Here is a 19,594-nt window from a genome sequence, read left to right as displayed (position 1 = left end):
CATAACCTCTCGCCATGACATCCGCACGGCGCGCCGCCTGCCTGGTCCCGCGAATTCGCCGCCCGGTCCTGATCTAGGGCCGGGATCGCACGCCTGTCCTTTCCTCCGCCGGAGCCTTTTCGATGAACGACCTGCCGTCCAGCCCGCGTGACTACCGCGCCACCGTCTTCCTGCCGCGAACCGGCTTTCCGATGCGCGGGGACCTGCCGAAGCGCGAGCCCGAGGCGCTGGCCCGCTGGGAGGCGATGGGCCTGTTCGGCCGGCTGCGCGCCGATGCCGCCGGCCGCCCGCCCTTCATCCTGCATGACGGCCCGCCCTATGCGAACGGCAACCTGCATATCGGCCACGCGCTGAACAAGATCCACAAGGACCTGATCAACCGCGCCCGCCAGATGGCCGGGTTCGACGCCAACTACGTCCCCGGCTGGGACTGCCACGGCCTGCCGATCGAGTGGAAGGTCGAGGAAGGCTACCGCAAGGCTGGCAAGAACAAGGACGAGGTGCCGATCCTCGAATTCCGCCGCGAATGCCGCGACTACGCCCAGCACTGGCTCGACGTGCAGGCCGAGGAGTTCAAGCGCCTCGGCGTCGAGGGCGACTGGGCGAACCGCTACGCCACGATGGATTTCGCCTCCGAAGCGGCGATCGCCGCGGAAATCCACAAATTCGCCGCCTCCGGCGCGCTCTATCGCGGGCTGCGGCCGGTGATGTGGAGCCCGGTCGAGAAGACCGCTTTGGCCGAGGCCGAGGTCGAGTATCAGGACCGGCGGGATACCGCGATCTGGGTCCGCTTCCCCGTCGTCGGCGGCGATCTCGACGGTGCCGCGATCGTGATCTGGACCACGACCCCCTGGACCATCCCCGGCAACCGCGCCCTCGCCGCCGGGCCGGAATTCGACTATGTCGTGATCCGCATCGCCGATGCCACCGAGCACAGCCTCGCCCGCAAGGGCGAGCGCCTCGTCGTCGCCGCCGAACTGCTCGACGCCTTCGCCGCCGAAACCGGCATCACCGCGCACGAGGTCGAGCAGACGCTGCGCGGCAAGGATCTCGGCGCCCTCGTCTGCGCCCACCCGCTGCGCGGCCAGGGCTATGACTACGATGTCCCGCTCCTGCTCGGCGACTTCGTCACCACCGAGGCCGGCACCGGCTTCGTCCACATGGCGCCCGCGCATGGCGAGGACGATTTCTTCCTCTGCCGCGCCCACGGCATCGCGGTGCCGGAAACGGTGAACGACGACGGCACCTACGCCGCCGACGTGCCGCTCTTCGCCGGCCTGCACGTCTACAAGGCGGCGGACCCGGTCTGCGCCGCGCTCACCGCGGCCGGCGCCCTGCTCCGGCGCGAGGAATTCCTCCACTCCTATCCGCATTCCTGGCGCTCCAAGGCGCCGCTGATCTATCTCGCCCGGCCCAACTGGTTCATCCGGATGGACGGCGAGGAGGCGATCCGCGCCCACGCGCTGGAGGCGCTCGACCGCACCGCCTTCGTCCCCGACCAGGGCCGCAACCGCATCCGCTCGATGGTCGAGGCGCGGCCGGACTGGTGCATCTCCCGCCAGCGCGCCTGGGGCGTGCCGATCGCGATCTTCGTCCGCCGCGACGACAAGTCGATCCTGACCGATCCGGCGGTCTTCGCCCGCACCCGCGCCCTGTTCGAGGCCGAGGGCGCCGATGCCTGGTACGCCCGCCCCGCCGCCGACTTCCTCGGGCCGGACCACGACCCCGCCGATTTCGAGCAGGTCTTCGACATCGTCGATGTCTGGTTCGAGAGCGGCTCGACCCACGCCTTCGTGCTGGAGGCGCGCGGCATGCCCTGGCCGGCGGATCTCTATCTCGAAGGCTCGGACCAGCATCGCGGCTGGTTCCAGGCCTCGCTGCTGGAGGCGGTCGGCACCCGCGGCACCGCGCCGTTCAAGGCCATCGTCACCGACGGCTTCGTGCTCGACGAGCAGGGCCGCAAGATGTCGAAATCCCTCGGCAACGTCACCGCGCCGCAGCAGGTGATCGACCAGTACGGCGCCGACATCCTGCGCCTGTGGGTGATGAACTCCGACATCCACAACGACCTGCGCATCGGCAAGGACATCCTCAAGCAGCAGGCCGATCTCTACCGCCGCATCCGCAACACGCTGCGCTGGGTCCTCGGCGGGCTGGACGGCTTCACCGAGGCCGAGGCGATGCCGGCCGCCGACATGCCCGACCTCGAGCGCTACGTGCTGCACCGCCTCTCCCGGCTCGACGCGATGCTGCGCCGCGCGGTCGAGACGCATGACTGGACCGGCGTCTATCCGGCGATCCACCAGTTCTGCAACAACGACCTCTCCGCCTTCTATTTCGACATCCGCAAGGACGCCCTCTATTGCGACGTCCGGCTCGATGCCGAGGGACGGCTCGTCGCCCAGAGCGAGACGCGGCGCGCCTGCCGCACCGTGCTCGACATCCTGTTCCGCTGCCTCGCCACCTGGCTCGCCCCCGTCCTGCCCTTCACCGCCGACGAGGCCTGGCGCGCCCGCCATGGCGAGGAGGCCTGCGTGCATCTCGCGCAGTTCCCCGAGCTTCCCGCCGCCTGGCGCGACGACGCGCTGGACGAGGCCTGGACCGGGATCCGCGCGGTGCGCCGCATCGCCAATGCGCGGATCGAGGAGGCCCGCCGCAACGGCGACATCGCCGCCTCGCTGCAGGCGAAGATCGTCCTGACCTTCGCGGTCGATGCGCCGGAAGCCCTGCGCGCGGCGGACTGGGCGGAGATCATGATCACCTCGGCGGCGGAAACCGAGATCGCCGCCGAGCCCGCAGGCGCCGGCGCCAGCGCCCCGCTGCGCGCCGAGCCGGTGGTGGAGATCGCCCCCGGGGAGAAATGCGAGCGCTGCTGGAAGGTGCTGCCCGAGGTCGGCGGCAACCCCGCGCATCCCGGCCTGTGCCGCCGCTGCTGCACGTATGTCGAATGACCGGCGCATCTCGCGGTAACGCAAGCCGCCGCACGCTCGGCGCGCTGATGGCGCTGGCGGTGCTGGCCATCGACCAGGCCTCGAAGGCCTGGATCCTCTACGGACTCGACCTGCCGCGGAAGGGCAGCGTGCCGGTCCTGCCGGTGCTGAACTTCACCATGGTCTGGAACCACGGCGTCACCTTCGGCATCCTGGCCGGCGACGACGCGCGGCTGCTGCTGATCGCGGTCGCGATCGCCGCCATCGCCGGGCTCTCGGTCTGGCTCTGGCGCACCCCCTCGCTGCTCGCGGCGCTCGGCCTCGGCGCCATCATCGGCGGCGCCGCCGGCAACGTCATCTCGCGAATCGCCTACGGCGCGGTGGTCGATTTCGTCGATGTCCATGTCGGCAACCTGCATTGGTACGTCTTCAACCTCGCCGACGCAGCGATCGATGGCGGCGTCGCCGCGCTGATCATCGAAAGCCTGTTCAGCCGCGACCGCGCCGGTCACTTGCCGCCTCCCGCGCGCGAGGATAAGGAAGCGCCATGATCCGTTCATCGCGCGCGACCCTTCCGTTCCTGCTGCTCGGCCCGCTGCTGCTGGCCGGATGCAGCAATCCGTCGAAGACCTTCGGGCTGACGGTCACGCCCCCCAACGCGTTCGATGTCGGTACCGAGGCTCCGCTGTCGATGCCGCCGGATCTCCAGGCCCTGCCCACCCCCGTGCCCGGCGAGCCGCGGCCCCAGCAGGTCTCCTCCTCGACCGAGGCGCAGAGCATCCTCTCGCCGCAGAGCGCCCTGCAGAACGCCAGCACCACGATGGGCCCGGCGCAGCAGGCGCTGCTCGAACAGGCCGGGCCGACGCCGCCGGCCAATATCCGCGCGACGATCAACCATGACGCCGAACAGGAAAGCCGCAGCCCCGGTTTCGTCGGCTCGCTGATGTCCTTCGGCAGCTCGTCGAAGGGCGCCAAGGTGGTGAACGCGCCGGCCGAGCAGAAGCGCCTGCAGGAAAACGCCGCCCTCGGCGAGCCGGCAACGAAGGGCACGACGCCGGCGACCGCGCCGGGCCAGGCGCAGAAGGGCGTTGTCGGCCGGTTCCTCGACCTGTTCTGAGTCGGCGGCGCCGGCAAGGGGCTGGCGCTCATGGCTGGCCGGCATCGCCTCGGCGGTTGAACACAGGCCTGCGAAGGGCATATCGGCTTCCATGTCGGAATGTATCACCGCGTCCCCGGCCGCCGTCGCGAAGACCGATGCCGCCCCCTCCTCCGCGCTGACCACGCTGTTCGCGGTCGCGACCGGCGCGGTCGTCGCCAACATCTATTACGTCCAGCCTCTGGTCGGCACGATCGCGCCGGATATCGGCCTGCCGGCGCAGGTCGCGAGCCTGCTGGTGACGCTGACGCAGCTCGGCTACGCCGCCGGCCTGCTGCTGCTGGTGCCGCTGGGCGACCTGCTGGAGAACCGCAAGCTGATCGCGCGCATGGTCGGCGCCTCCGCCATCGCCCTCGGCCTCGCCGCCATCGCCTGGAACGGCACGAGCTTCCTCGCCGCCTCGCTGCTGATCGGCGTCAGCTCCGCGGCGGTGCAGATCATGGTGCCGATGATCGCCTCGCTGACGCCCGATGCCATCCGCGGCCGCGTGGTGGGCAATGTGATGGCCGGGCTGCTGCTCGGCATCCTGCTCGCCCGGCCGATGGCGAGCTTCGTCGCCTGGCTCGCCGGCTGGCGGGCGGTGTTCGGCATTTCGGCGGCGGGCATCGCGCTGCTGGCGGTCCTGCTGCGGCTCAAGCTGCCGCGCGTCACGCCGAAGCTCGATCATCGCTATGGCGAGCTGATCGTCTCGATGCTCGGCCTCTACCGCACCGAGCCGACGCTGCGCCGCCGCGCCGCCTACCAGACCTGCGCCTTCGCCGCCTTCACCCTGTACTGGACGGCGGCGCCGCTGCTGCTGCTGCATGAATTCCACTACACCCAGTTCGGCATCGCGATCTTCGCCCTGGTCGGCGCCGCCGGCGCCGCCGCCGCGCCGATCGCCGGGCGGCTGGCCGATGCCGGATACGGCCGCCCCGGCACCGCGACCGCGCTGGCGCTGATCGCCCTCTCCTTCCTGATCTCGGGCTACGGTGCCGCCATCCACAGCGTCGTCCTGCTCGCCGGCGCCGGCGTGCTGCTCGATTTCGGCGTGCAGGCCAACAACCTGTTCGGCCAGCGGGCGATCTACGCCCTCGCCCCCGAGCGGCGGGCCCGGCTGAACGGCGCCTACATGACCGCCTTCTTCCTCGGCGGCGCCGCCGGCTCGGCGGTGGCGAGCGACCTGCTGATCCGCGGCGGCTGGACGCTGGTCGCCATCGTCGGCGGGGTGCTGCCGCTGCTCGCCCTGACCTATTTCGGCATCAACGAAGTGCGGCGGGCGGCGGCGCGGCACCACGGATGAAGGCGGCGCTCTCGTCGAGCGCCGCGCGCCCCTCGGGCAGGATCGCCTGGAAGATCGGCCAGGCATGCGGCACGACGGGCCAGATCCGGAGCAGGCTATCGACGCCGGCGGCCAGCGCCTTCTCGTGCAGCCGCACCGAATCGTCGAGCAGCACCTCCCGCGCGCCGACATGGACCAGCATCGGCGGCAGGCCGGCGAGATCGGCGTAGAGCGGCGAGGCGAACGGATTGTACGGATCGGTGCCGGCGAGATAGGGGCGCGCGCCCTCGGCGATCCGGCCGCCCTGGATCATCGGGTCGCACCGCCGGTTCTCGACCGCGCTGCGGCCGGTGCCGGCAAGGTCGGTCCAGGGCGAGAACAGCACCAGCCGCGCCGGCATCGCCATGCCCGCCTCGCGGACCCGCAACGCCACCGCGAGCGCGAGGCCGCCGCCCGCCGAATCGCCGGCGATGGCGAGGCTCGCCGGATCGTGCCCCTGCGCGACGAGCCCGCGGAAGGCGGCGAAGCCGTCATCGACGGCGGCGGGAAAGGGATGCGCCGGGGCGAGGCGGTAATCGGCGGCGAAGACACGCAGGCCCCGGCGCGCGAGGCCGCCGGTGACCGGGCGGTGCGACTCGGCGGAGCAGACGACATAGCCGCCGCCATGCAGGTAAAGCACGGTCATCGCCGGCGGGGCGCCGAAGGCGGGCTCGACCCATTCGCCCGGCACGCCGCCGATGATCGAGGGGGTGTACCGCACGCCGCGTGGGGTCGGCATCGGCGAGCGGAACGCCTTGCGGAGCGACTCGGCGTCGGTCGCGCGGGCGAGCTTGCGCTTGACCTGCACACGCAGGACCGGATTGATCAGGTGGGCTGCGAGGCTGGCCATGGGTCTGTGTCGGGCTCCGGGTGCATGGCGGAAGAGGCTTGTTGCTGTAAGATGGGGCCATGCCGATCCGCCGCCTAGACCCGACCACGATCAACCGGATTGCCGCCGGCGAGGTCATCGAACGGCCGGCCGCCGCGGTCAAGGAACTGGTCGAGAACGCGCTCGATGCCGGGGCGCGGCGGATCGGGGTGACGATCGAGGGCGGCGGGATCGGCCGGATCGAGGTGACCGATGACGGTCACGGGATTCCCGAGGCCGAACTGCCGCTGGCGATCGAACGGCACGCCACGTCGAAACTGACCGACGAGGCGCTGGTCCGGATCGCCACGCTGGGGTTCCGGGGCGAGGCGTTGCCGTCGATCGGGGCGGCCGGACGGCTGACCGTAACGTCCCGCCCGGCGGGGCAGGATTCGGCGGCCAGGATCGTGGTCGATGGCGGGGCCGTCCGCGAGGTCGAGCCGGTGGCCGGGCCGGTCGGGACCTGCGTGACCGTCGAGGACCTGTTCCACGCGACGCCGGCGCGGCGCAAATTCCTGCGCAGTGCCGGTTCGGAGGCGGGGTCCTGCGCCGATGCGGTCCGGCACCTGGCGCTGGCGGCGCCTGCGGTGGGGTTTTCGCTGACGATCGACGGGGCGGCGAGTTTCGACCTGCCGCCGCAGGACCGGCGGGAGCGGGTGGCGGCGATCTATGGGCGGGCGGATGCGGAGAAGCTGCTGGAGATCGAGGCGGTTCGCGAAGAGGTGGCGCTGCGGGGGTTCATCTCGCCGGCGAGCCTGACGCGGGCGGCGGCGCGGCACCAGCACATGGTGGTGAACGGGCGGCCGGTGCGGGACCCGCTGCTGCGGATGGCGCTGCGGCTCGCGTATCGGGAGCGGATTCCGGCGGGGCGGCATCCGCTGGCGGCGCTGTGGCTGGAGATTCCGGCGGAGATGCTGGATGTGAACGTGCATCCGGCGAAGGCGGAGCTGCGGTTCGCGACGCCGGACGCGGTGCGGTCGCTGATGATCGGGGCGGTGCAGCGGGCGCTGGCGACGCCGGCAGACCTGGCGGCGGCCCCCTCGGTGTCGATGCCGCGGACGAGCTGGGCGGCTTCCTCGCCGATGCCGCGGTATCCGCAGGCGGAGAGCCGGGCGGCGCGGGGGTTCGCGGAGGCGGAGTTGCGCGGGCTGGATTTGCCGCCGGCGCGGGTGGCGCCGGAGGTTCTGCCCGAATCGCGGCCGGACTATCCGCTGGGGACGCCGATCGCGCAGGTGTTCGACACGTATATTCTCGCGCAGAGCGGGGACGGGACGCTGGTGCTGGTGGACCAGCACGCGGCGCATGAGCGGCTGACCGAGATCAGGCTGCGGGCGGAGCGGGATTCGGGGGCGATTCCGGCGCAGGCGCTGCTGGCGCCTTCGGTGGTGGAGCTGCCGGCGGAGGATATCGCGCGGCTGCTGGGGGCGGCGGAGCGGCTGGCGGGGCTGGGGCTGGAGATCGAGGCGTTCGGGCCGGGGGCGGTGCTGGTGCGGGCGGTGCCGGCCGCGCTGGCCAAGGCCGACCCGGCCGCGCTGGCGCGGGATGTGGCGGACACGCTGGCGGAGAGCGGGACGGCGATGGCGCTGGAAGCGAAGCTGGACGCGGTGCTGATCCGCATGGCGTGCCACCGTTCGGTGCGGGCGGGGCGGCGGCTGGCGTTCGCCGAGATGGAGGCGCTGTTGCGGGCGATGGAGACGACCCCCCTCGCCCAGACCTGCCCGCACGGGCGGCCCACGGTGCTGCGGCTGAGCCGGGGCGATCTGGAACGGATGTTCGGCCGGGCCGGCTGAGACCATCCAGATCGTTCTTCCCGAACGGCCCGCACCCGCTGAAAACGTGGCTTTGTCCGGTAGCTGTCTGGTTGCTACGAGGCCCAAGCCCACGGTTCATCACCGTGATGCCACTCAAAAAACGGTGTGATTTCAGGGATTTGAGTGGTGGGCGCGACAGGGATTGAACCTGTGACCCCTGCCATGTCAAGGCAGTGCTCTCCCGCTGAGCTACGCGCCCGCCGTTGCGGTGCGACGGGTATTACAGGCCGCCGCCCCGCGATGCAAGAGGGCCGGAGCCGGTCAGCGCGGCGCCATCCGCAGCGCGCCGTCGAGCCGGATCGTCTCGCCGTTCAGCATGGTGTTCCCGATGATATGGCACACCAGCGCGGCGTATTCCGCCGGCCGCCCGAGCCGCGGCGGAAACGGCACGGCGGCGCCGAGCGCGCGCTGCGCCTCGTCCGGCAGGCCGGCCATCATCGGGGTTTCGAACACGCCGGGCGCGATCGTCATCACCCGGATGCCGCTGCGCGCCAGTTCCCGCGCCAGCGGCAGCGTCATGCCGGCCACCCCGGCCTTCGAGGCGGCATAGGCGGCCTGGCCGATCTGGCCGTCGAACGCCGCGATCGAGGCGGTGTTCACGATCACCCCGCGCTCGCCGCCCTCATCCGGCGCCCCCTCCGCCATCGCCGCGGCGGCGAGCCGGATCATGTTGAACGTGCCGATGAGGTTCACCGAAATCACCCGCGCGAACCGCTCGAGCGAGGCCGGTCTCTCGCGCCCCAGCACCTTCTCGCCGAGCACGATTCCGGCGCAGTTCACCAGCCCGTGCAGCCCGCCGAACGCCGCCCGCGCCGCCGCCACCGCGGCCTCCGCCTGGCCGGCATCCGTCACATCGGTCCGCACGAAGCGCGCGGCGGCGCCGAGTTCGGCCGCGAGCGCCATGCCCGGCGCCTCGGCCACATCCGCCAGCACCACGCGCCCGCCCTCCGCCACCAGCGCCCGCGCCGCGGCGGCGCCAAGCCCGGAGCCGCCGCCGGTGATCAGAAACACCCTGTCGCGAATGTCCATTTTTGCTCCGCCCCGTCAGATTGCCCGGCGCGCCATCACGCCGGGCCGCCGCCCTCGCCCGAGGCCAGCTCGGGAAACGCGCTCTCGGCGAAGCGCACCACCTCGCCCGCCAGCCCGGCCTCGCCGCCCGCCTCGCCGCGCCGCAGCTGCACGCGCCGGATCTTCCCCGAAATCGTCTTCGGCAGGTCGGTGACGAACACGATCTCGCGGATGCGCTTGAACGGCGCCAGCCGCGCCCGCGCATGCCGGAAGATCGACAGCGCCGTGGCCCGGTCCGCCGCCGTCCCCGGCACCAGCGCGACATAGGCCACCGGCACCGAAAGGCGGATCTCGTCCGGCTTCGGCACCACCGCCGCCTCGGCGACGCTTCCGTGCTCGATCAGCACGCTCTCCAGCTCGAACGGGCTGATCCGGTAATCCGACGACTTGAACACGTCATCCGCCCGGCCGACGAAGGTGAGATAGCCGTCGGCGTCGATCTGCGCGACATCGCCGGTCCGGTAATAGGCGCCGTCGGTGCCGCGCAGCGCGCCGGTCTCGGCGTCGACATAGCCGCGCATCAGCCCGGCCGGCCGCGCCGCGCCGAGCGGCAGCGCCACCTCGCCCTCGGTCACCGAATCGTTCGCCTGGTCGAGTATGGCGATGCGGTAGCCCGGCAGCGGCCGGCCCATCGACCCCGGCTTCACCGCCTGGCCGGGCGAATTGCCGATCTGCGCGGTCGTCTCGGTCTGGCCGTAGCCGTCGCGGATCGTCAGCCCCCACATCGCCCGCACCCGGTCGATGATCTCGGCGTTCAGCGGCTCGCCGGCGCAGGCCAGCTCGCGCAGCGCCACCTTCCATTGCGCGAGATCGTTCTGGATCAGCAGCCGCCAGACCGTCGGCGGCGCGCACAGCGTCGTCACCCCGCAGCGGACCAGCGTATCGAGCAGCGCCTTCGCCTCGAAGCGCGGCTGGTTGACGATGAACACCGTCGCCCCCGCGTTCCAGGGCGCGAAGAAACTGCTCCAGGCATGCTTCGCCCAGCCCGGCGAGGAAATGTTCAGATGCACATCCCCCGGCCGCAACCCGATCCAGTACATCGTCGAGAGACTGCCGACCGGATAGGAATAATGCGAATGCAGAACGAGTTTCGGCTTCGCCGTGGTGCCCGAGGTGAAATAGAGCAGCAGCGGATCATCCGCCCGGGTCGGCCCGTCCGGCGCGAAATCGTCACTCTCGCCCTCGGGCGCGTAGGGCGTCCACCCATCGGGCGCGCCGCCGATCGCGATCCGCTGGAACGTGCCGGCCACCGCGTCGAACTTCGCCGCCTGGTCCGCCGTCGTCACCACGAAACGCGCCGCCCCGCGCTCCACCCGGTCCTGCAACTCCTCGGGCGTCAGCAGCGTCGTTGCCGGAATCACCACCGCGCCGAGCTTGATCGCCGCCAGCATCACCTCCCACAACGGCACGATATTGCCGAGCAGCAGGATCAGCCGGTCGCCCCGCCGCACGCCCCGGGCGCGCAGGAAATTCGCCGTCCGGTTCGACCGGGCGGACAATTCAGCGAAGCTCAGCCGCACATCCTCCCCGCCCGCCGGATCGGCGATCCACAGCGCCGGGCGCCGCGCGCTGCCGGCATCGCGGGCGAGATGCGCATCGAACCAGTCGAGCGCCCAGTTGAAATCCCGCGCCTCCGGCCAGCGGAATCCGGCGGAGGCGGCGGCAAGATCGGTCCGGTGGTCGAGAAGGAACTGCCGCGCGGCGATGAAGTCGGTCATGGACGTTTCCTTTTTTTCTGGTTCCGCGCCTCCCGCGCCGCTCAGGCGGGTTTCGACGCCGCCGAGATCGCCCGGAAGATCGCGGAAAAATCCTCGCCGCCATGCCCTGATTCGGCGAACGCGGCGTAGATGTCGCGCGCATGGCGGCCGAGCGCGGTCTCGGTGCCGGTCGCCGCCGCCGCCTCCATCGCGAGACCGAGATCCTTCAGCATCAGCGCGGCGGCGAAGCCCGGCCGGTATTCGTGATTGGCCGGGCTCGCCGGCACCGGTCCCGGCACCGGGCAATACGAGGTCAGCGACCAGCACTGGCCCGAGGCGGTGGAGGCCACGTCGAACAGTTTCTGCCGGTCGAGCCCCAGCCGGTCGGCCAGCGCGAAGGCCTCGCTCACCGCGATCATCGAGATGCCGAGGATCATGTTGTTGCAGATCTTCGCCGCCTGCCCGGCCCCGGCGCCGCCGCAATGCACGATGCGCCGGCCCATCGCCGCCAGCAGCGGCTCGCCGCGCTCGAACGCCTCGGCGCTGCCGCCGGCCATGAAGGTCAGCGTCCCGGCGCTGGCACCGCCCACCCCGCCGGAGACCGGCGCATCGAGCGCAAGCATCCCCCGTCCCGCCGCCATCGCATGCGCGGCGCGGGCGGAGTCGACATCGATGGTCGAGCAGTCGATGAACAGCGTGCCGGCCCGCGCCGCCGGCAGGATGCCGTCCGCCGCCTCATAGACCGCGCGGACGATCGGGCCGGAGGGCAACATGGTGATCACCGCATCCGCGTCGCGCGCCGCCTCGGCGGCAAGCTCCACGATCGTCACACCCGCCGCCGCCGCCGCCTCGCGCGCCGCCGGCACGGTGTCGAAGCCGAGCACCGCATGGCCCGCGCGGACCAGATTGGCGGCCATCGGGCCGCCCATGTTGCCCAGGCCGATGAATCCGATCCGTGCCATGCGTATCCTCCTGTCAGTGCGTTAGAGCATCATCCGATCGGATAAAGATGCTCTAATTATCAATATGATAGAGCACTACATCCGATCCGAAAGGATCGGAAAGTGCTCTAGTGCGTCGAGCCCCAGCTCATCGGCGCCGAGCGGCGCGAAATAGGCATCGAGCGCTTCATCATCCACGCCATCGAGCGTCGCCGGCTGCCAGCGCGGATTGCGGTCCTTGTCGACGAGCTGCGCCCGCACGCCCTCGACGAAATCATGCGCGGCGACGCAGCGCACCGCGACGCGGAACTCGCGGTCGATCGCGGTCTCCACCTTCGCATCGCCCCGCGCCGCGCGCACGAGGCGCAGGCTGAGCTTCACCGAGGTCGGCGACATCCGCCTGATCGTCGCCGCCGCCTCGCGCGCCGCCGGTTCGGCATGCGCCTCCAGCGCCGCGACGATCGCCTCGGCCGTCGGCGCCTTGTAGCAATCGTCGATCCAGGCGCGCTCGGCGAGCAGCGGCGAGTCCGGCGCCGGCGTCGCGAAGGCGGCGATGCAGTCATCGACATCCGCGCCATCCACCAGCGCCGCCAGCGCCGCCGTCAGCGCCGGCAGATGCCGGCTTTCCACGTAATGATCGGCGATGCCGCAGGACACCGCATCGGCGCCGGTCATCCGGTGCGCGGTGAGTGCGGCGTGAATGCCGGTCTCGCCCGGCATCCGCCCGAGCAGGAAAGTGCCGCCGACATCCGGCACGAAGCCGATGCCGACCTCCGGCATCGCCAGCATCGTCCGCTCGGTGACGATGCGGTGCGACCCGTGCGCCGAAATGCCGACGCCGCCGCCCATCACGATCCCGTCCATCAGCGCGACGAAGGGCTTCGGATAATTCGCGATATGCGCGTTCATCCTGTATTCGTCGCCAAAGAATGGAAACGCCAGGCGTTCGCCGCCGCTCTTCGCCGCGTCGTACAGCGCGCGGATATCGCCGCCCGCGCACAGCCCGCGCTCGCCGCGCCCGTCCACCATCACGAAGGCGACGGAAGGATCGTCCGCCCAGCGCAGCAGCGCCGCGTCGATCGCCACTTCCATGTCGTGCGTCAGCGCGTTCAGCGCCCGCGGCCGGTTCAGGCTGATCCGGCCGACCCTGCCCTCGATCCGGATCTCGACATCCGCGGTCGTCTCCCCGCTCATGCGTTCCGCCCGATGAGGCCGCGCGCGACGATCAGTCTCATGATTTCGTTCGTCCCTTCCAGAATCTGATGCACCCGCAGATCGCGCACGATCTTCTCGATGCCGTATTCGGCGAGATAGCCATAGCCGCCGAACAGTTGCAGCGCATTGTTGGCAACGTTGAAACCGGTATCGGTGGCGATCCGCTTCGCCATCGCGCAGCGCCGCGTCGCGTCCGCCTCGCCGCGGTCGAGCGCTGCCGCCGCGGACCACAGGAAGAGCCGCGCCGCCTCCAGCTCGGTCGCCATGTCGGCAAGCCGGAACTGCAACGCCTGGAAATCCTCCAGCCGCCGGCCGAACGCCTCGCGCTCGCCCATGTAGCGCTGCGCCTTCTCCAGCGCCGCCTGCGCGCCGCCGAGCGAACAGGCGCCGATATTCACCCGCCCGCCATCGAGCCCGCTCATCGCGATGCGGAACCCCTCGCCTTCCGCGCCGAGCCGGAACCGTGCGGGAATGCGGCAGGATTCGAACACCACCTGGCGCGTCGGCTGCGCGTTCCAGCCCATCTTCCGCTCGTTGGCGCCAAAGCCCAGGCCCTTCGCATCCTTCGGCACCAGGAACGAGGAAATCCCGCGCGGCCCGGCGCCGCCGCTGCGCGCCATCACCAGATAAAGGTCGGTCGCCCCCGCGCCCGAGATGAACTGCTTGACGCCGTCGAGCACGTAATCGTCGCCATCGCGCACGGCCTTCGTCTTCAGCGCCGCCGCGTCCGATCCCGCCCCCGGCTCGGTCAGGCAATAGCTGGCGAGATGCTCCATGCTCACCAGCGCCGGCAACACGTCCCGGCGCTGCGCGTCGTCACCGAACCGGTCGACCATCCAGGCCACCATGTTGTGGATCGACATGTAGGCCGAAACCGCCGGGCAGCCGGTCGCCAGCGCCTCGAAGATCAGCGCCGCGTCGAGCCGCGTCAGCCCCGACCCGCCGCTCTCCTCGCGCACATAGATCCCGCCCATGCCGAGGGCTGCGCCCTCGCGGATCACGTCGAGAGGAAAGTGCCGCGCCGCGTCCCACTCCAGCGCGTGCGGCGCCAGCCGCTCGTCGGCGAAGCCGCGCGCCATCTCGGCAATCGCGCGCTGCGCCTCGTCGAGCGCGAATTGCGGCGTTGCGTCGGATGGCGTCGTGGCGTTCATCTCTTCCTCCCGAAAGCGGCGTCTCCGTCAGCCGATCGGCGCCGGCACGACGGTCTTGACGATCGTCGCATCCAGCGCCTCGAACCCGGCATAGTCGATGGTCTCGTAGAGCTCGGCGCGCGTCTGCATCGCCTCGACGCAATTCTGCGCACCGCCATCGCGCCGGATCGCGGCGTAGAGATTTTCCACCGCCTTCGCCGAAACCCGCAGCGAGGTCACCGGCCAGATCACCATCCGGTAGCCCATCTCCTGGAACTCGGCGGCGGTGAAGAACGGCGTGCGGCCGAACTCGGTCATGTTGGCGAGCAGCGGCACGCCCGGCATCCGACGGGCGAATTCGCGGAACATCTCGGCGTTGTAGAGCGCTTCGGGGAAAATCGCGTCGGCCCCGGCCTCGACATACATCTTCGCCCGCGCCACCGCGCCGTCCATCCCCTCGCTCGCCGCGGCATCGGTGCGCGCGATGATGTAGAGGTTCCGCCGCGCATGCGCCGCCGCCGCCACCTTCGCCGCCATGTCGCGCGCATCGGCGAGCTTCTTGTCGTTCAGGTGGCCGCATTTCTTCGGCAGCAGCTGGTCCTCGATATGCACGGCACCCGCCCCGGCATCCTCGAAGCTGCGCACCATGTGCATCACGTTGAGCGCCTCGCCATAGCCGGTATCGCCATCGACCAGCACCGGCAGGCCCGAGGCCCGCGCCACCTGGCGGACGAAGAAGCACACCTCGTCGACGGTGATGATGCCGAGATCCGGCAGCCCCATCGAGGCGGTCATCGCCGCCCCGGAAAGGTAGCACGCCTCGAACCCGGCCCGCATCGCCTGCCGCCCGGCGAGCCCGTTATGCGCGCCCGGAATCTGCACGATCGGCCCACGTTCCACCAGTTCGCGAAAGCGCAGCCCGGCGGGTCGATCCGGCAGGCCGGATGCTTGCAGATAGCTCATCGAACCCTCCTCAGCCGCGCTTGTCGAGCGGCACGAACTTGCGATCCTCCGGCCCCACGTAGCTGGCCGAGGGACGGATGATCTTGTTGTCGGCGCGCTGCTCCATCACATGCGCGCTCCAGCCGGTGGTCCGCGCGATCACGAAGAGCGGCGTGAACATCGCGGTCGGCACGCCCATCATGTGGTACGACACGGCCGAGAACCAGTCGAGATTCGGGAACATGCGCTTCGCGTCGTGCATGACGCTCTCGATCCGCTCGGCGATGTTGAACATCTTCATCGATCCCGCCTGCTCCGAGAGCGAGCGGGCGACGCGCTTGATCACCACGTTGCGCGGATCGGCGATGGTATAGACCGGATGGCCGAAACCGATGATCACCTCGCGCGCCTCGATCCGCCGGCGGATATCCGCCTCCGCCTCGTCGGGGTCGGCATAGCGCTTCTGCACCTCGAAGGCGAACTCGTTGGCGCCGCCATGCTTCGGCCCGCGCAGCGCGCCGATGCCGGCGGTGATCGCCGAGTAGATGTCCGAACCCGTGCCGGCGACGACGCGCGAAGCGAAAGTCGAGGCGTTGAATTCATGTTCCGCGTACAGAATGAGCGAGGTGTGCATCGCCCGCACCCAGGCATCCACCGGCCGGCGCCCGTGCAGCAGGTGCAGGAAATGCGCGCCGATCGACTCGTCGTCGGTCTCGACATCGATGCGCCGCCCGTTGGCGCTGTAGTGATGCCAGTAGAGCAGCATCGAGCCGAGCGAGGCGATCAGCCGGTCCGCCACGTCGCGCGCGCCGGCCGGGTTGTGGTCGTGCGCCTCCGGCAGCACGCAGCCCAGGGCGGAGACGCCGCTGCGCATCACGTCCATCGGGTGCGCGGCGGCCGGCAGCGCCTCCAGCACCTTGCGCACCGCATCCGGCAGCCCGCGCAGCGCCTGCAGCTTCGCGAGATAGGCCGAAAGCTCCGCCGCGTTCGGCAGCGTGCCGTGGATCAGCAGATGCGCGATTTCCTCGAAGCTGCACGTCTCGGCGATATCGAGAATGTCGTAGCCGCGGTAATGCAGGTCGTTGCCGCTGCGGCCGACGCTGCACAGCGCCGTGTTCCCCGCGGCAACCCCCGAAAGGGCGACCGACTTCTTCGGCTTCGGCGCCGTCGTGGTCTCGCTCATGCTGTCTGCTCCTTGCGTCTCAGAAGATGCCCGGCTTGCCCTCGAGCAGCGCGCCCGCGGGCAGGGCGACGTTCAGCCGGTCGAGCTCGCCGGCCGGCAGGCGCGGCAGTTCCTGCACCGCCTCGAGGAAGCGGGCGGCCTCGCGCGGCGAGATGATGCCGTCGGTCAGCGTCTCGAACTTGCGGATGTAATCGGCCCGCTCGAACGGATGCGCGCCCAGCGAATGCGCGTTCGCCACCGCCAGCTCGTCGACCAGCGTGCTGCCATCCTTGAACCGGATCTCGACGCGCCCGCCGAACGCCTTCTCGGCCGGATCGGTGGCGTGGTAGCGGCGCGTCCACTCCGGGTCCTCGGCGGTCTCGATCTTGTGCCACAGCGCCACCGTGTCCGCCCGCCGCGCCCGCTTCGGCGCGTAGCTGTCGACATGGTGCCAGGTGCCGTCCTGCAGCGCGACCGCGAAGATGTACATGATCGAATGGTCGAGCGTCTCGCGGCTCGCCTTCGGGTCCATCTTCTGCGGGTCGTTCGCCCCCGTTCCGATCACGTAATGGGTGTGGTGCGAGGTGTGGATGGTGATCTTCTCGATCGCGTCGAAATTCTCGATCTGCTCGCGCATCCGGAAGGCGAGGTCGATCAGCGCCTGGCTCTGGTATTCGGCCGAGTGCTCCTTGGTGTAGCTGTCCATGATCGCGCGCTTGGCCTCGCCCTTGCCCGGCAGCGGCACGTGATAGACGGCATCCTTGCCGCCCAGCATCCAGGCGATCACGCTGTCCTCGCCCTCATAGATCGGGCTCGGCGCGCCCTCGCCGCGCATCGCCCGGTCCACCGCCTCGATCGCGAGCTTGCCGGCATGGGCGGGCGCGAACGCCTTCCACGAGCTGATCTCGCCCTTGCGGCTCTGCCGCGTGGTGAAGCTGACATGCACCGCCTGCTGCACCGCCTGGAAGATCGTCTCCTGCTTCAGCCCGAGCAGCGCGCCGATGCCCGCCGCCTGCGCCGGGGCGAGATGCGCGATGTGGTCCTTCTTCCATTCATGCAGGCAGATCGCCCGCACGAGGTTGATCTGGATCTCATACCCCGTCGCGATGCCGCGGATCAGGTCGCGCCCGGAGCGCTCCATCACCTGGCCCACCGCGAGGATCGGCGGAATGTTGTCGCCCGGGTGCGAATAGTCGGCGGCGAGGAAGGTGTCGTGGTAATCGAGCTCGCGCACCGCCGTGCCGTTCGCCCAGGCCGCCCATTCCGGGCTCACCGTCTTGCGCGCCGGCAGGCCGAACACCGTCGCCCCGCCGCGCTTCGCATGGCCGAGCGCCATCGCCCGGGCCGAGACCACCGGCCCGCGATTGACCGAGGCCACCGCCACCGCCGCGTTGTCGATGATCCGGTTGATGATCATCGCCGTCACGTCCTTGTCGACGGCCACCTTGTCCGCCGCCACGCCGGCGATCTTCCACGCCAGCTGGTCGTCGCGCTTGAGCAGGGATTTGGATGGATGAACACGGACTTCGTGAAGTTTCATGGCGGTTGCGCTCGTGGTTGCTGAAGGTGGTTTGGCCCCGCAATAGCCGCTGGACTTCGCAGTCACAAGCGAATTGCGGCAAGTTGGATCGAAGCCGGGACGGTGAATTGCGAAGTCTGCGAACTCACGCCGCCCCTCCGGTGGCGCGCGCGCGCATCGCCTTCTTGTCCAGCTTGCCGACCGAGGTCTTGTCAAGGGTCTCGACCAGATGCACCCGGTCCGGCACCGCGTAGCGCGAGATCGCGCCGGCATCCGCCCGCGCCTGCACATGGCCGCGCAGCGCCTCCTCGTCGGCCTCCATGCCCGCGCGCAGCACGACGAAGGCCACCGGCCGCTCGCCCCAGCGCTCGTCCGCGACCCCCACCACCGCCGCCTCCGACACCGCCGGATGGGTGAGCAGGATCTCCTCCAGCCCGATCGAGGAGATCCACTCGCCGCCGGTCTTGATCACGTCCTTCACCCGGTCGACGATGCGCAGATACCCGTCGGCGTCGATCGTGCCGATATCCCCGGTATGCAGCCACCCGCCCCGCCAGAGCGCCGCCGAGGCCTCCGGGTTGCCGGCATAGCCCGGCGTCAGCGCCGGGGTGCGCGTCACCACCTCCCCGACCGACTTGCCGTCATGCGGCACATCGTTCATCGCCTCGTCCACGATCCGGACCTCGACCAGCGGCCCCGGCAGGCCAGCCGCCATCCGGTAGCCGATCTCCGCCTCGGCGCGATCGGGCAGCCCGTCGAGAATGTCGCCGCGCAGCTGCGCCAGCGTCATCACCGGGCAGGTCTCCGACATGCCGTAGCCGGCGAAGATGTCGATCCCCCGCGCCAGCGCCTGCTCGCAGAGCGGCCGCGGCAGCGCCGAGCCGCCGATCACCACCCGCCAGCGCGACAGGTCGATCGCCTTCGCCGCCGGCGCGTTCAGGATCATGTGCATGATCGTCGGCACGCAGTGCGACACCGTCACCCGCTCCTCGACCAGCAGCCGCAGCACCACCTCCGGCAGGAACCGCCCGACATAGACCTGCTGCATCCCCAGCATCGTCGCCGCGTAGGGAAAGCCCCAGGCGTGAACGTGGAACATCGGCGTCAGCGGCATGTAGACGTCCTCGCGCGACAGCCCGCCATTCAGCCCGGACATGTTGATACCGGTCAGCACCATCAGCGTGTGCAGCACGAGCTGCCGGTGGGTGAACATCACCCCCTTGGGCAGGCCCGTCGTCCCCGTCGTGTAGAAGGTCGTCGCCAGCGTGTCCTCGTCGAATTCCGGAAACGCGTCGAGCGGCGCCGTCGCCGCCAGCATCGTTTCATACTCCCCGCCGAAGCCCTCCGGCACCGCCGTCTCGTCGTCGCGGATCAGCACCACCTGGCGCAGCTTCGGCAGCCGCTCGCGGATCGCCGCCAGCACCGGCAGGAAATCCGCGTGCACGAACAGGATTTCCGCGCCGGAATGATCGATCGTGTAGGCGATCTGCTCCGGGCTGAGGCGGATGTTCACCATCATCAGCACGGCGCCCGCCATCGGCACCGCGAAATAGGCCTCGAGGTAGCGGTGGCTGTCCCAGTCCATGAAGGCGACGCGCGTGCCCATCCCGGCGCCGAGGTCGCGCAGCACGCCGCCGAAGCGGTGCACGCGGGCGGCAAATTGCGGATAGGTCAGCCGCGTGTCGCCGCGATAGACGATCTCCCGCCGGCTCGCCTGCGCGATCGGCATCTTCAGCAGCTGCCCGATCAGCAGCCGGTAGCGGAACGGTTCCGTCACCTCGGTCATGTCTCGTCTCCTCCAGGTCGCGTCCCCGTTGGCACGGGGGCTTGTGCACCATAGGATAGGCGCGTATCG

15 protein-coding genes and 1 tRNA gene are annotated in these 19,594 nt (G+C 70.3%); 5 read left to right on the top strand and 11 right to left on the bottom strand.

What is annotated here, in order from left to right; genetic code table 11:
- Window positions 1-122 precede the first annotated feature (122 nt).
- The 4 genes from ileS to ACRY_RS05595 all read left to right on the top strand — a co-directional run bounded on the left by ileS (window position 123) and on the right by ACRY_RS05595 (window position 5,368).
- Window positions 123-2,951 carry an isoleucine--tRNA ligase gene (ileS, locus tag ACRY_RS05610; protein WP_011941660.1) on the top strand — a complete coding sequence of 943 codons (2,829 nt, stop codon included), beginning with the start codon at window positions 123-125 and terminating at the stop codon, window positions 2,949-2,951.
- Window positions 2,948-3,481: a signal peptidase II gene (lspA, locus tag ACRY_RS05605; RefSeq protein ID WP_007421835.1), complete on the top strand. Its 534-nt coding sequence runs from the start codon at window positions 2,948-2,950 to the stop codon at window positions 3,479-3,481. Before ileS ends, lspA begins: the two co-directional genes overlap by 4 nt.
- A complete protein-coding gene (locus ACRY_RS05600) occupies window positions 3,478-4,047 on the top strand; it encodes a DUF3035 domain-containing protein (RefSeq protein ID WP_011941659.1) in 570 nt (189 codons plus the stop codon). The genes lspA and ACRY_RS05600 overlap by 4 nt, the downstream gene beginning before the upstream one ends.
- A gap of 91 nt (window positions 4,048-4,138) precedes the next feature.
- Entirely contained in the window at window positions 4,139-5,368 is a 1,230-nt protein-coding gene (locus ACRY_RS05595) for an MFS transporter (protein WP_007421837.1), read from the top strand.
- Here the strand turns inward: ACRY_RS05595 and ACRY_RS05590 are convergent.
- Window positions 5,328-6,236: an alpha/beta hydrolase gene (locus tag ACRY_RS05590; protein ID WP_011941658.1), complete on the bottom strand. Its 909-nt coding sequence runs from the start codon at window positions 6,234-6,236 to the stop codon at window positions 5,328-5,330. The genes ACRY_RS05595 and ACRY_RS05590 overlap by 41 nt on opposite strands.
- Window positions 6,237-6,295: 59 nt before the next feature.
- Here ACRY_RS05590 and mutL point away from each other — a divergent pair, with 59 nt between their 5' ends.
- Window positions 6,296-8,044 carry a DNA mismatch repair endonuclease MutL gene (gene mutL, locus ACRY_RS05585; RefSeq protein ID WP_011941657.1) on the top strand — a complete coding sequence of 583 codons (1,749 nt, stop codon included), beginning with the start codon at window positions 6,296-6,298 and terminating at the stop codon, window positions 8,042-8,044.
- A gap of 145 nt (window positions 8,045-8,189) precedes the next feature.
- Here mutL and ACRY_RS05580 read toward each other — a convergent pair.
- From ACRY_RS05580 to ACRY_RS05535, 10 genes are all read right to left on the bottom strand, one after another.
- Window positions 8,190-8,264 (bottom strand) — tRNA-Val (locus tag ACRY_RS05580).
- A 62-nt stretch (window positions 8,265-8,326) separates the two neighbouring features.
- On the bottom strand, window positions 8,327-9,094 hold the full coding sequence (locus tag ACRY_RS05575) for an SDR family NAD(P)-dependent oxidoreductase (protein ID WP_011941656.1): 768 nt from the start codon (window positions 9,092-9,094) through the stop codon (window positions 8,327-8,329).
- Window positions 9,095-9,129: 35 nt separating this feature from the next.
- Window positions 9,130-10,851 carry an AMP-binding protein gene (locus ACRY_RS05570; RefSeq protein WP_011941655.1) on the bottom strand — a complete coding sequence of 574 codons (1,722 nt, stop codon included), beginning with the start codon at window positions 10,849-10,851 and terminating at the stop codon, window positions 9,130-9,132.
- Between the two features lie 41 nt (window positions 10,852-10,892).
- The gene (mmsB, locus tag ACRY_RS05565) at window positions 10,893-11,792 is read right to left on the bottom strand and encodes a 3-hydroxyisobutyrate dehydrogenase (RefSeq protein ID WP_011941654.1); all 900 of its coding nucleotides are present in this window, start codon (window positions 11,790-11,792) and stop codon (window positions 10,893-10,895) included.
- A gap of 75 nt (window positions 11,793-11,867) precedes the next feature.
- On the bottom strand, window positions 11,868-12,965 hold the full coding sequence (locus ACRY_RS05560) for an enoyl-CoA hydratase/isomerase family protein (protein WP_011941653.1): 1,098 nt from the start codon (window positions 12,963-12,965) through the stop codon (window positions 11,868-11,870).
- Window positions 12,962-14,137: an acyl-CoA dehydrogenase family protein gene (locus ACRY_RS05555; RefSeq protein ID WP_011941652.1), complete on the bottom strand. Its 1,176-nt coding sequence runs from the start codon at window positions 14,135-14,137 to the stop codon at window positions 12,962-12,964. The genes ACRY_RS05560 and ACRY_RS05555 overlap by 4 nt, the downstream gene beginning before the upstream one ends.
- Window positions 14,138-14,164: 27 nt before the next feature.
- On the bottom strand, window positions 14,165-15,079 hold the full coding sequence (prpB, locus tag ACRY_RS05550) for a methylisocitrate lyase (protein ID WP_007424086.1): 915 nt from the start codon (window positions 15,077-15,079) through the stop codon (window positions 14,165-14,167).
- 10 nt (window positions 15,080-15,089) lie between these two features.
- Complete coding sequence (gene prpC / locus ACRY_RS05545) at window positions 15,090-16,241, bottom strand: bifunctional 2-methylcitrate synthase/citrate synthase (RefSeq protein WP_007424085.1); 1,152 nt, start codon at window positions 16,239-16,241, stop codon at window positions 15,090-15,092.
- Window positions 16,242-16,260: 19 nt separating this feature from the next.
- Window positions 16,261-17,760 carry an MmgE/PrpD family protein gene (locus ACRY_RS05540; protein ID WP_007424084.1) on the bottom strand — a complete coding sequence of 500 codons (1,500 nt, stop codon included), beginning with the start codon at window positions 17,758-17,760 and terminating at the stop codon, window positions 16,261-16,263.
- A 124-nt stretch (window positions 17,761-17,884) separates the two neighbouring features.
- On the bottom strand, window positions 17,885-19,525 hold the full coding sequence (locus ACRY_RS05535) for a fatty acid--CoA ligase (RefSeq protein ID WP_011941651.1): 1,641 nt from the start codon (window positions 19,523-19,525) through the stop codon (window positions 17,885-17,887).
- Between the last annotated feature and the right edge of the window lie 69 nt (window positions 19,526-19,594).

This window comes from Acidiphilium cryptum JF-5 (assembly GCF_000016725.1).
In the GTDB taxonomy this organism is placed as follows: Bacteria; Pseudomonadota; Alphaproteobacteria; order Acetobacterales; family Acetobacteraceae; genus Acidiphilium; species Acidiphilium multivorum.
The sequence above is the reverse complement of the archived record's forward strand: the minus strand, read 5'-3'. Positions and strand labels throughout refer to the sequence as shown.